The organism is Candidatus Buchananbacteria bacterium CG10_big_fil_rev_8_21_14_0_10_42_9 (genome assembly GCA_002773845.1).
In the GTDB taxonomy this organism is placed as follows: domain Bacteria; phylum Patescibacteriota; class Patescibacteriia; order Buchananbacterales; family 21-14-0-10-42-9; genus 21-14-0-10-42-9.
Genome location: PEZZ01000044.1, coordinates 1 through 12,132, shown reverse-complemented (window position 1 = coordinate 12,132; position 12,132 = coordinate 1). Strand labels below are relative to the sequence as shown.

10 protein-coding genes and 4 tRNA genes are annotated in these 12,132 nt (G+C 42.1%); 1 reads left to right on the top strand and 13 read right to left on the bottom strand.

All coding sequences use genetic code 11. From position 1 onward, the window contains the following. Positions 1-154 precede the first annotated feature (154 nt). Positions 155-1,462: a hypothetical protein gene (locus COT81_05415; GenBank protein PIS04652.1), complete on the top strand. Its 1,308-nt coding sequence runs from the start codon at positions 155-157 to the stop codon at positions 1,460-1,462. Here the strand turns inward: COT81_05415 and COT81_05410 are convergent. The 13 genes from COT81_05410 to COT81_05350 all read right to left on the bottom strand — a co-directional run. Then, positions 1,421-1,495: transfer RNA gene (locus COT81_05410), tRNA-Asn, on the bottom strand. The two genes, COT81_05415 and COT81_05410, sit on opposite strands and share 42 nt — an antisense overlap. Positions 1,496-1,498: 3 nt before the next feature. Continuing rightward, positions 1,499-2,743 (bottom strand): RNA polymerase sigma factor RpoD, encoded by a 1,245-nt coding sequence (locus tag COT81_05405; protein PIS04651.1) that lies wholly within the window; start codon positions 2,741-2,743, stop codon positions 1,499-1,501. A 4-nt stretch (positions 2,744-2,747) separates the two neighbouring features. Further along, positions 2,748-4,535, bottom strand: a complete 1,788-nt coding sequence (locus COT81_05400) for a DNA primase (GenBank protein PIS04650.1) — start codon at positions 4,533-4,535, stop codon at positions 2,748-2,750. 1 nt (position 4,536) lies between these two features. After that, positions 4,537-5,892 (bottom strand): magnesium transporter, encoded by a 1,356-nt coding sequence (gene mgtE, locus COT81_05395; GenBank protein PIS04649.1) that lies wholly within the window; start codon positions 5,890-5,892, stop codon positions 4,537-4,539. Positions 5,893-6,013: 121 nt separating this feature from the next. Beyond that, a tRNA-Ser gene (locus tag COT81_05390) sits at positions 6,014-6,104 on the bottom strand. Between the two features lie 85 nt (positions 6,105-6,189). Further along, positions 6,190-6,951, bottom strand: a complete 762-nt coding sequence (locus COT81_05385; protein ID PIS04648.1) for a hypothetical protein — start codon at positions 6,949-6,951, stop codon at positions 6,190-6,192. Positions 6,952-7,140: 189 nt separating this feature from the next. Next, positions 7,141-7,225, bottom strand: a tRNA-Ser gene (locus COT81_05380). 80 nt (positions 7,226-7,305) lie between these two features. After that, positions 7,306-7,395: transfer RNA gene (locus COT81_05375), tRNA-Ser, on the bottom strand. A gap of 234 nt (positions 7,396-7,629) precedes the next feature. Continuing rightward, positions 7,630-8,409 (bottom strand): disulfide bond formation protein DsbA, encoded by a 780-nt coding sequence (locus tag COT81_05370; GenBank protein PIS04647.1) that lies wholly within the window; start codon positions 8,407-8,409, stop codon positions 7,630-7,632. 92 nt (positions 8,410-8,501) lie between these two features. Then, on the bottom strand, positions 8,502-9,959 hold the full coding sequence (gene gatA / locus COT81_05365; protein PIS04646.1) for an Asp-tRNA(Asn)/Glu-tRNA(Gln) amidotransferase GatCAB subunit A: 1,458 nt from the start codon (positions 9,957-9,959) through the stop codon (positions 8,502-8,504). 1 nt (position 9,960) lies between these two features. After that, positions 9,961-10,254 carry an Asp-tRNA(Asn)/Glu-tRNA(Gln) amidotransferase GatCAB subunit C gene (locus COT81_05360; GenBank protein ID PIS04645.1) on the bottom strand — a complete coding sequence of 98 codons (294 nt, stop codon included), beginning with the start codon at positions 10,252-10,254 and terminating at the stop codon, positions 9,961-9,963. 39 nt (positions 10,255-10,293) lie between these two features. Next, complete coding sequence (locus COT81_05355) at positions 10,294-10,911, bottom strand: cyclase (GenBank protein PIS04644.1); 618 nt, start codon at positions 10,909-10,911, stop codon at positions 10,294-10,296. 2 nt (positions 10,912-10,913) lie between these two features. Further along, positions 10,914-12,132 (bottom strand): NAD-dependent DNA ligase LigA (locus COT81_05350; protein ID PIS04643.1); only part of this gene is annotated, 1,219 nt, incomplete at its 5' end.

Genomic DNA, 12,132 nt, shown 5'->3' with positions numbered 1-12,132 from the left:
ATACCCGCCGACAGCAGTATAGCAATACCGAATATGGAAATGTTTTTAGATAGATGCCGCATCAAGTTGATAATACCATGAATTTTTACGAACTGTCAAAGACTCTCTCACGCTCCACAAGGGCTCAAAATCGCAAGAAAAGCTCAATTGGGGCATCAGACTACTCTTTGCTAAAAACTACACTGACAACCTTTCTGAAGAAGTCAAAAAGGGTCAGGCGCAGAAAGCTCGGGACGGCTGGTTTCCGACTAAGCCACCCATTGGTTACAAGACTACAGGAGAGAAGGGGCGCAAAATCCACATAATCGACGAAAAGGTTGCACCGTACGTCAAAAAAATGTTTACGCTCTATGCCACTGGCAATTACTCTATTAAAGCACTCACGGAGAAAATGTATGAAGTTGGACTAAGAAGCAGGGCTGGTAGCAAGGTGGTAAAAAGTCGTATTCACCAGCTTCTGTCCGACCCGTTCTATTACGGAGATTTTCTCTGGAAGGGTCAGTTGTATGCTGGCAAGCACGAGCCGATTATTACAAAAGAGCTTTTTGACGAAGTGCAATTCAAACTCAACGGTGGGCGTCCAAATCCGTACTACAGTAAGCACCTAACTGAGTTCAGAGGAAAAATCCACTGTGGTAGTTGCAAAAAGACTGTTACGTGGGAACGACAAAAAGGACACTGGTATGGCGCTTGTAAACAATGCAAGGCACAGTTAGCAAAAGAGAAGAAGTATATAAGGCAAGAAAGTATTGAGGAAGAGCTTATGACCCGAATGACGGCTGTAGCTCCTCAGAACGACCGAGTGGTTGAGATACTTCGCAGAGCACTCAAAGAAAGCCACGCTGAGGAAACCGCTTATCACGACGCTCAGGTGCAGAGCATCAATAATAAGCTTGAGCGTATCCAGCAGCGGCTCAGAAATATGTACGACGATAAGCTGGACGGCAGGATCTCAGCGAGTTTCTACGATGAAAAAGCACGTCAATTCACTCAGGAGAAGGAAGACCTGCTTAGAGGATTAGATCGCCTCAATGCGAACAACACAGCGTACTACAGGGCAGGATTTGCCGTACACGAGCTGGCACTCAAGGCAAGCGAGATTTACCTCTCAGAAAAAGCTAACGTCGAGGAACGTCGACTGCTTCTAGCGTACTCATTCTCCAAGGTGTCAGTCCTCAAAGGAAAGGTCAAAGTTGAATATACTGACGCTTTTGAGTTTTTGGCGAAGTGGATGCCAAGAGTTAATAAAAGTCTCGAACAAACGCAAAACACCGCCGAAAGCTATGTTTCTAGCGGTGTATTGCGAGCTGATGCTCATATCTCTCCGTTGGAACTTTCGGAACCTCGAGAACATTCTCGAACCTCAAAAAAGTCCCCAGTGAAGCCACGACATAAGGGTGATACCCCTATTTCACGACCTTTGCTCTGGGGGCGGGACTCGAACCCGCAACCAATGGATTAACAGTCCACTGCTCTACCATTGAGCTACCCCAGAATATTAATAATCCCTAAGCTTGCGAATCAATTCATGCTTACCGATTTTTTCCAAAGCTTTAGCCTCAATTTGTCTGATACGCTCACGCGTAACATCAAACTCCTTACCAACCTCTTCTAAGGTATGCGATACCCCATCAGACAGACCAAACCGCATACTTAAAATTTTCTGCTCCCTAGGAGTTAAGTCGGAGATAACATCTTTAACATAATCTTTCAATAATTGCAAGGCGGCAACTCTATCCGGTGTCACGGTTTTGACATCTTCGATAAAATCTTCCAAAGTGCTGTCTTCGTCATCGTCGCCAACAGACGTTTCAATTGAGATTGTATCTTGGGCAATGTTAATAATATGATTAATTTTTTCGACCGGCTCTCCCATTTCTGCCGCAATTTCCTCCGGCAACGGTTCACGCCCTAAATCCTGAATCAAACGACGTTCAATCTGTTTAAACTTATTGATGGTTTCCACCATGTGGACCGGTATTCTGATAGTGCGCGATTGATCGGCCAGGGCGCGGGTAATCGCTTGACGAATCCACCAGGTAGCGTAAGTTGAAAATTTATAACCTTTGCGATAATCAAATTTTTCCACCGCGCGGAATAAACCGATGTTGCCTTCCTGAATCAAATCCAAAAGCGACAAACTTTTTCCAGTAAATCTTTTGGCAATCGCCACCACTAAACGCAAGTTAGTTTCAATTAATTTCTTTTTGGCTTCTTTATCGCCACGCTCAATACGCTTAGCTAACTGAATCTCTTCTTCCGAGGTAAGGAGCGGCACTTTACCAATTTCTCGGAGATACATTTGAATTGAATCTGAAGCAATGTCTGATATGTCAAAACGCTTCTTGTCAACCGCCGAACTAATGACCTGGTCAAGTAAATTTTGTTGTTGTTTCTGGTCTTGTAATAAATCGTTTTGAACCTCAATAATTTGCACTCCTTTTTGTTCAATCGCAGTCACAAAATTTTCGTAGTCGTTTAAGTACTCTTCAATTTCAGGAAAGGAATATAAAATCTCACGCTCGGTGATGAAACCGCGCATGCACCCCTTGTTTAAAAGTTTTTGGGATTCAGCTTCCGGAAAGGCAACCTTTTCTTTGCGCGTCCGGGTTAGGGTTTTGCGAACGCGCTTGGTGGTTTTCTTTTTGGCTTTGGGCTTGGTTGCCTTTTTAACGGTGGTTTTCTTTTTGGCTTTGGGCTTGGTTGCCTTTTTAACGGTGGTTTTCTTTTTGGCTTTGGGCATAGTTTTATTGACTATCAAGTTGCTGCATTTGCTTGGTCAAAATGTTAAATTCGCGGGATAATGATTCTAGTGCCTCATTGTCTCCCCGACTTTCAGCGGCCGAAATTCTTCTTTGAATATCAATTAACAATTGAGTATAATGCTGTTTTTGCAAACGATAAATTAGCTGATTTAATTCATTTAAAACCAAACGGCTATCTGCGTCAGACGCTAAATCGCCAGCCAATAAAATTAGCACATTGACGGTAGATTCGAACTTTTTTAATCGTTCTAATAATGTTTGAGTATCAATTTTGCTGGCCTCAGTATAATAGAGAATCAATTCTTTGTAAAGATCTTGATTCACTTCCCCCCGAATCAATTCTGGGGGCACATGATCAATTATATAACCTAATTGATCCGGAAAAGAGATAGCCACTCCAATGATTCTATCTGAAATTTGCTCAGCAATAGTTTTTTCTGGGCTGCTTTTGTTTGAGGCGGGCTTTGGTTGGCTGCCTTCGGACGAATGGCCTTTAGCATATTTTTTTAACGCCTCTCTTAATTCTGCTTCGGGATAATTTAAGGCATGGGCAACTTTTTGTACCCAATGTGTTCGCTCCAAGCCAGGCGGAATTAAATTTAACACGGGCACTAGTTCAATTTCGGCTTGTTTCTTACTTTGAATGTCGTTTGGGTCTAAGCTGCCAACTACCTTATTATAAAAATACTCAATAAAAGAACCGGCTTGGGCAACTGCCTTTTTCCACCCATCAATATCTTTTTGGATGCATTCATCAGGATCTTTGCCGGTCGGTAAAACAATAATATTCACATTAAAGCCAAACCCCAATGCTAAAGCCACCCCCCGGTTAGCAGCGGCTTGTCCGGCGCTATCAGCATCAAAAGCGAAAGTGATATTTTTAGTTAAACGGTCCAACTTCATCAGTTGATAATCTTTTAAATTAAAAGCCGTTCCGGAACTGGCGACTACATTTTTAGTGCCAGCTTGATGCGCGGCAATCACATCCATCTGTCCTTCAACAATAACTACATTATCGGCCTGCTTAATAAAATCTTTGGCTCGATGAAAATTATACAAAGTCAAACTTTTATCATAAATTTGAGTTTGAGGAGTATTAATATATTTTGCTTCCTTAATATCGCCTTCTAAAGTACGGCCAGAAAAACCGATGGTGCTGCCATGAGTATCTTCAATGGGAAACATAATTCTTCCCCTGAAGCGGTCATAAAAACCGCTGCCCTTATCTTTTTTTACACTTAAGCCAGATAAAAATATTTCTTTATCATTAAAACCTTTCTTTTTTAAAAATTGACTAGTCGTATCCCAATCGTTTGGCGCATAGCCTAATGCAAAAGTTTCTATCGTACTGGGAGCAACGCCACGGCCCTCTAAATACTGCCGAGCCTTTTTTGCTGATTTAGATTCTAACAAAATTTTGTGCCAAAACTTTTTTGCTAAAGTATTTATATCAATTAAGCGGTTTTTAACTGACTCGATTTTAGGATCATAAGTTTTTAACTGAACGCCAGCTTTTTGGGCTAAAATTCTTAAAGCTTCTGGGAAATCCAGATGTTCAATTTTTTGCAAAAACGTAAAAATGTCACCACCCTCCGAACAGCCAAAACAATGCCAAAATTGCTTATCCTTAGAAACCATAAATGATGGCGTTTTTTCAGTATGAAACGGGCACAGCCCCTTCCAGTTCGTGCCGGCTTGCTTAAGTTGGATATATTCTGAAATTAGATCAACGACGTCAACTCGATTTTTAATCTCATCAATTTCCGACATATTAAACTAATAAAAAATGGGCTAAGCTTAAAAAAATTAAATAGCCAAAAGCGTCAGCCAGAGTAGTAATAAATACGGTCGAAGAAATAGCTGGGTCAAATTTAAGCTGGCGTAAGGTGATGGGAATAATTGAGCCTAAAAATCCAGCGATCAGCAGTAAAACAGACATGGTTAAAAACAGGACTAAAGATAACATTATGTTTTGGGTAAAAATATAACTGATTGCGGCCAAAATAATCCCGTGCAGTATGCCTATCATTAAACCAACTCTGATTTCTTTTAGCAGCACCTTGCCGCCAATTTTCAAATCCATCTCCCCTAAACTCATTGCCCGCACAACCACCGCAAAAGATTGAGTTGAAACATTACGGCCTGTGCCGCCAATAATTGGCAAATAAGCGGCCAAGATTACAAAACCCGCCAAAGTGCCGTGAAATAAAGTCACTAGCGACGCCGCCATTGAAGTCATAATTAAATGAATCAAAAGCCAACCGTAACGGCGGCGCAAGGCTAGCAGGGGCGAATCAAGTAAATTTTCTTCTTTCGATAAACCTGATAAATGTAAAATATCTTCGGTCGCTTCTTCTTGCGCAACTTTCAAAAAATCTTGTTGGCGAATAACGCCGACAACTTTATTTTGTTCATCGGTCACGACAATACCAGTAAAATTATGTTCCAGGGCCTTGTTTAAAACTACTTCTTGGTCCTCGTCATAACTAACATAAATTGCTGGACGAGATAGTCGGGCTATTTCTGTTTTACCAGGCTCCCCGATTAACTTTCGCGTGGGTGCGTAGCCTGCAATATTACCTTGAGCATCTTCTATTAAAACTCTTGGGAACCCGCCGTGCTCTTTTTGATACTCATGAACCTTTTTTCGAACCGCCTCAACTGTTTCGCTTGGCTTAACTTGAATAAAATACATATCCATTATACCGCCGGCAGTGTCCGGATCAAATTTTAATAACTGTGATACCCGGGTTCGCTTGCGGGGTGACAACGCAGCTAAGATTCCTTCTGTTCTATCGCTTGGTAAAAGCTGAATCAAATCGGTGGCGTTGTCATCTTCCATAAATCGAATAATGCGCGCTAAAGCCTCGTTGCTTAGGGCCGACAAAATTTCATCTTGGCTATTTTCACTTAATTTCAAAATTAAGTTGGCTTGCCGTTCCGGCGGGAGTAACGAAAATATTTTTTTGCGGCCATCAATAATTCCATCGATAATATCAACCAACAAAGAAACATCGCACTGAACTAAGTTTGCCTCTAATGTGTCATAATCTTTTTGGTTCAATAACTCATCAACTTCGTTTAAAGTGATGTCAAAATCTTGTTGTGGTATTGTGACTTCATTCATATGATCTTTTGTATTGGCGGAGGGGGTGGGATTCGCCCAGTCATGCGACTGGGCTGTCCGGTTGGCTAACCGGACGAACCTATCCGGTCCGGCGGAAGGGATGGGATTTTCACCCCGTACTAGGCGGAGAGAACGGGATTCGAACCCGTGAATCCTTTAAAGGGATTACACGCTTTCCAAGCGTGCGCCTTAAACCACTCGGCCATCTCTCCGCTCAGTACGGGGCGCGCCCATGATACGGGGTTACCGTATACTTGCACTCCAAGCAAGCGCTTTCGACCACTCAGCCACCCATCCCTAACTTTTAATTTTTGCTTTAACTTCTTCCATTGTAGCCTCAAACAGATGTTGTGCATTTGGTAATTTTTTTTCAATTTCTGATATTGAACTAACCCTATACAAATCCTCAACCTTCTTTAATGCCTCCTTGGGGAGATCATCTGAAATTTTAACTAAATAGTAATTTGAAATCAATGGAGTATATTTAATTCGTAATAGCTCGACTAACGGCTTTAATGCCCATTCATGATAATATATCAGCGCCTCAAGGAACTTACCTCTTTTAATATATTTTTTTACTCTTGCTGTTTGCCCGAACCTATTTTCTAAGTAGTGAAGTCTCTGCTGGTTTTGCATTTTTAAATTTTCATTTTCAATTGTCAAAAAGCGGATCACATTATTTTTATCAAAAATTACTTGCGGCACCTCATATTTGTGTCCTTTTATAAATTTGAACTTGCGACTATGGCTTTGAATACATAAGTCAATCAATAGGTACTTGGACGTGCCTTTTAAATGATAATATTTTTGCCGTATCTTTTTATCTGGGTGTTCGACTTCAAAACTAATATCAAGCGACGCAATATTTTTTAAGGCAATTTCAACTTTATTAAAAATTTCTTCCTCTTTACCGTCAGCAACATCTAGCCATGGATCAAGATCAGAGTACTCATCGTTTTTACCAATAGCATCCGAACCTTCTAACCAAAAAGCAAAAACATTTGGATTATTTTCGAATTCTTTTTTTAACTGGTTTACTATTCTCTTTCTTATGTCCATCTAATTCCTTATACTTTTGATTCGCTGGCGGAGAGGGTGGCCCGACTTCGCTAAAGCTACGACGGGCAAGGATTCTCAGCCAGAGGCTGGTGCGCCGTTGGCGCAGAACTATCACAACATTGCTGCCTCAACATTTTTCCCGCCTTCGCCTATAGGCTTTGGTCGGGCATGCAAAGACCCGCACCAATGCGGAGAGGGTGGGATTCGAACCCACGGAACCTTGCGGTTCAACGGTTTTCAAGACCGTCACATTAGACCACTCTGTCACCTCTCCAAAAATAACTTTTATACTGAATGCTCTGAATCCGCTTGAAATCACAGCGGAGAGGGAGGGATTTTCACCCCTCACCAAAGCGGAGGGAGTGGGATTCGAACCCACGGAACCCTTTAAAAAGGTTCAACGGTTTAGCAAACCGCTCCGTTCAGCCACTCCGGCATCCCTCCGCTTTGGTGAGGGGCAGGCCCTCGGTTCGGCTATAAAACCGTACAACGGTTTAGCAAACCGTCCCGTTCAGCCGCTCCGGCACCTCTCCGTGCTAATGGAACGCTAAATTTAGCACATTTTTTGTGCTAATTTCTCCATTAAAATAATATAAAAAGTCATTTTAGTCAAACTAAAAGAGTAATAACTAAATCCCCGGCTGATTTTAGCCGGGGATCAAAATTAATAGTAATTAACTATAACTGAGATTGAATAATCTGCTGGAAAGTACTGTAAGGCACAGCGCCCCTCACTAACTGTCCGTTAACAAATGTGCCTGGCGTACCGGTCACTCCAGCGGCTTGGCCTTCACTGAGATGTTGCTGTACTTTCGCTGCCATTTTGTCGCTATCAAGACAAGAATCAAATTGATTTTGATTAAGCCCAATCTGTCCAGCAAGTTGCTTATAAGTTGTCACGCTCAAGTTGCCAGCCTGCCCAGCGGCAAATAAAGCATCGTGCATTTCCCAAAACTTTCCTTGTTCTCCCGCACACTCTGATGCTTCGGCGGCTTTTTGGGCTTCAGGATGAATTGACCTTAACGGGAAGTGTCGGTAAACTAAATTTACATCGTTTGGATATGCTTGTAAAATTTGATTGATTGTTGGCAAGTGCCTTTGACAGAAAGGACATTGAAAATCTGAATATTCTATCATAGTAACCTTGGCGTCAGGATTGCCTCTAATATAATCTGTACTATCAACTGGTCTAAGCTGTGCGGTCGGGGCCGACGGAGCGCTGGGCGCAGTCGGCTGACTTGGAGCCGTGGGTGCTGCTCCCGATTTAGCTACAGTACCACTTTCTTTTGATCCGATGCTTATAGCGGCATTGCCGTTAAATATCAAGACCAATAAAACCAGCAGGGATAAGGTGCTACTCGCCGCAATCCCCCAACCAGCTCCTAAAATAAAAGATTGAGAGGAACTAAACTCTGACCATGGTCCATTATGAGAAAATAACTTTTTGAAAAAACCCATAGAGCATTGATTAATTTTTTAATTTTGGTTCAATCATTATATCACACACCGGCTGATTGACAAGAGTAATTAACATTACTAACGAATGTGCGCTATTTTAGTGACGCCTTTTTAGTATGCCAGTTAGTCGCTTGCTCATAATTATATGCCGCCCTTAAAATGGTTGATTCGTCAAATGGCTTGCCCGTAATCTGTAAGCCAACCGGTAAATCGGTCTTAGTAAAACCGCAAGGTACAGACACCGCCGGCAATCCAGCTACGCTTGGCGGAACGGTTAAAACATCAGCCAAGTACATCGCCAAAGGGTCACTTTTTTCGCCAATGCCAAACGTCGCTGTCGGAGTTGTTGGTCCAATTAAACAATCAACTTGATCAAAAGCTTTTTTAAATTCATTAATTATTAAAGTTCTAACCTGTGCCGCTTTTTTATAATATGCTTCGTGATAGCCAGACGATAAAGTGAAGGTGCCCATCATGATACTACGCTTCACTTCAGGTCCAAACTTTTGCCCGCGTGTCTTTTGATATTGTTCGGCTAATGTATCTCCAAACACCGGACTACCGTAACGAACGCCATCATAGCGGGCTAAGTTAGAACTAACTTCCGCTTTAGCCAGCAAATAGTAAACCGCTAGCGCATATTTAGTTAAAGGCAAGCTTACCTCAATGACTTCCGCTCCTAAAGATTTAAAAACTTCCACCGATTGTTCAACTTTCTTTTTCACTTCATCATCAATCCCAGCGCCAAGATACTCTTTAACCAAACCGACTTTCATCCCTTTAATTTCAGTTTTGATGTCAGCTAAGTAATTTGACACTGGCACAGTTTGAGTAGTGGAGTCTTTTTTATCATGCCCGGCAATAAAACCTAGAACCAAAGCCGCATCCTCAACTGTTTTGGTTAAAGGACCAATTGTATCCAAAGATGAACCGTAGGCAATTAAGCCGTATCGGGACACCCGGCCATAAGATGGCTTTAATCCAACCATACCGCAAAAGGCAGAAGGTTGACGAATTGAACCGCCAGTATCTGATCCTAATGCGTACAGGCACATGTCAGATGCCACTGCTGCCGCTGACCCGCCGGAACTGCCGCCCGAAACTTTAGTATTGTCCCAAGGATTTTTTGTCGTAAAAAATGAAGAATTTTCCGTTGATGCGCCCATGCCAAACTCATCTAAATTTGACTTACCAATGAGTACGCCTCCAGCATCAGTGATTATTCGAGCCACTGTGGCATTGTATGGCGGAAGGTAGCCTTTCAAAATTTGAGAACCAGCCGTGGTTTCCATACCAGCGGTGCAGATATTATCCTTGATGACTAACGGTATGCCTTCCAGAGGGCTAAGAGCTTCACCGCTCGAAATTTTTTGATCGACGCCCTTGGCTTGTTGCATGGCTTTCTCATCATCAACTAAAACTAAGGCGTTGATATTGGCATCATGCCTTTGAATTTGATCAAGGCAAGCCATTAACAACTGCTCAGCGCTAAATGCTTTTTTAGCTAAGCCAGTTTGGGCTTGAATCATTGTCAGCTGGTTAAATTGCATATTATTCAAACACCCCCTTAGTTTTGATGTAATCATTTTTTACATTTGGGGCGTTGTCTAAAATCTGAACGCGGGTTTCTTTATTGGTAGCATGAACCTCGTCTGGCCGAGTAATATTAGCTAGGCCTGAAACATGCGCGGTTGGTGCGACCTTAGCCGTATCCACGGATTGCAACATGTCAAAATAGTCTAAAATCGCCGAAAGGTCTTCGGCGTATTGTTGAATTTCCGTATCAGTCAATTCAAGTTGGGCTAATTTAGCTAAATGACGAACTTGCGTCTCATCTAATTTCATGCACCCTAGTATACCAAATATTTAAAAATTGGCAATAAATTAATCATTAATGGTTGCCAATACCCTGGCTGGCGACGCTTCTGCCTCTAAATTAAGAGGCAGGGCAGAAACTGAAAATTTTTTGAAGCTAAGAAGTTTTTCTAAATTGGTTAAATTCTCAACAATAAGAATTTCTTGGCCGAGCAATAACTTGTGGATTGGGTACGGGTCTTTGTCGGGGCTTGCAAAATCAATTCCAAGCATGCTTACCTTTGCGTCTATAAGTTTCTTGGCAAATGACTCAGACAATTCAGGATAAATTTCAAAATATTCTTTTTCAGTAAATTTTTGAGAGAATCCCGTGAACACAAGCACAATGGCACCCGGCTTTAAAGGTGGGGTGATAAATGATTCATCGATTACCGATTGGCCGCGGGCATCAATTATATATCCAGGTCCGACTAATTTTTCTACCGGAAAATCTGAAATAAGCTTTCCGCCTTCGATCATATGGAGTGGAGCATCAATATGGGTGCCAACATGCATCCCGGTGGTTAACCGGAAATCATTGTAACCTTGCTTCTCTAGCCATGCTATTTGTCTGACCTCAGGCTTAGGATCACCGGGATACACAGGCATTTCATTATTAAACACGTGCGTTAAATCTATGACTTTCATTTTTACTTGGTAAGTTTTATAAATTCTTTTTCATCAATAATTTTAACGCCAAGCCTTTTAGCTTTATCATACTTGGAGCCAGGATTTTCGCCGGCTACAACTAAATCAGTTTTAGCGGAAACCGAGCCGGCGGCAGTACCACCGGCTGCACGAACCATTTGTTTAGCTTCGTCGCGAGTAATTGAATCCAAGCTACCGGTTAAAACCACTGTCTTGCCGGTCAGCGCTGTCTCATGTACTTTTCGGCTGACGGCTTCAACGGTTACGCCAGCGTGTTTTAATTTTTTTAGTAATGCAATATTACGCGTATCACGAAACCAACTACTAATACTTTGCGCCACAATTGGGCCAATGTCTTCTTGCGCTTCTAGCTCTTCACCACTAGCCGCTTGTAATTTTTCCAAATTGGTAAAATGTGTCGCTAAATCGTTCGCTGTTTCTTCACCGACATGGCGAATGCCCAAAGCGACTAAAAATCGCGCGAGGCTTATTTTTTTTCTAGCGGCAATCGCGCTGACTAGATTTTTGGCTGATTTTTCGGCAAAGCGTTCAAGTGGCGCTAGGTCATCTTCTTGCAAGGTAAAAATATCCGCTGGATCTTTTACCAAACCTTCTTCAATTAACTGCTCAACAATTTTTGGCCCTAAACCATCAATGTCAAAAGCCGACTTAGATACAAAATGAATAACTTTTTCGCGCTCAATGGAAAAACATTGGCGATTTGAACATTGCCAAGCCACTTCGCCTGGTTTTTTTACTACTGGACTGCCGCAAATTGGACATTTTTTAGGCGGGCTAATTTTTTTCTCTTTTCCGGTCCTAAGTTTCGGCAACACTTGAACCACCTTAGGAATAATGTCTCCCGCCTTCTCAATTATGACTGTATCGCCAACGCGCAGCCCAAGACGTTCAATTTCATCAAAATTATGCAAACTAGCGTGCTTTACCCGCGTACCGGCAATGACGACAGGTTTCAATTCTGCTATCGGTGTGATGGTGCCGGTGCGGCCTAAACTAAAAATAACATTTTGCACAACAGTAGTGACTTGTTCAGCCGGAAATTTTAAAGCAATCATACCGCGCTTAGCCTTACCGGCAACCCCCATCTTTTCTTTGAGATCGTTTTGGTCAACTTGCACAACTATACCGTCAATCATGAAGGGTAGCTTTTTGCGCTCATTTTCAATTTTTTTAAAGAATGTAAAAACTTCATCTAAATTT

What these genes read in the sequence shown, in the direction of transcription:
- COT81_05400 (PIS04650.1), bottom strand. Translation starts at nt 4,535, where the DNA reads ATGTCGGAAATTGATGAGATTAAAAATCGAGTTGACGTCGTTGATCTA.
- mgtE (PIS04649.1), bottom strand. Translation starts at nt 5,892, where the DNA reads ATGAATGAAGTCACAATACCACAACAAGATTTTGACATCACTTTAAAC.
- COT81_05355 (PIS04644.1), bottom strand. Translation starts at nt 10,911, where the DNA reads ATGAAAGTCATAGATTTAACGCACGTGTTTAATAATGAAATGCCTGTG.
- COT81_05405 (PIS04651.1), bottom strand. Translation starts at nt 2,743, where the DNA reads ATGCCCAAAGCCAAAAAGAAAACCACCGTTAAAAAGGCAACCAAGCCC.
- gatA (PIS04646.1), bottom strand. Translation starts at nt 9,959, where the DNA reads ATGCAATTTAACCAGCTGACAATGATTCAAGCCCAAACTGGCTTAGCT.
- COT81_05370 (PIS04647.1), bottom strand. Translation starts at nt 8,409, where the DNA reads ATGGGTTTTTTCAAAAAGTTATTTTCTCATAATGGACCATGGTCAGAG.
- COT81_05360 (PIS04645.1), bottom strand. Translation starts at nt 10,254, where the DNA reads ATGAAATTAGATGAGACGCAAGTTCGTCATTTAGCTAAATTAGCCCAA.
- COT81_05385 (PIS04648.1), bottom strand. Translation starts at nt 6,951, where the DNA reads ATGGACATAAGAAAGAGAATAGTAAACCAGTTAAAAAAAGAATTCGAA.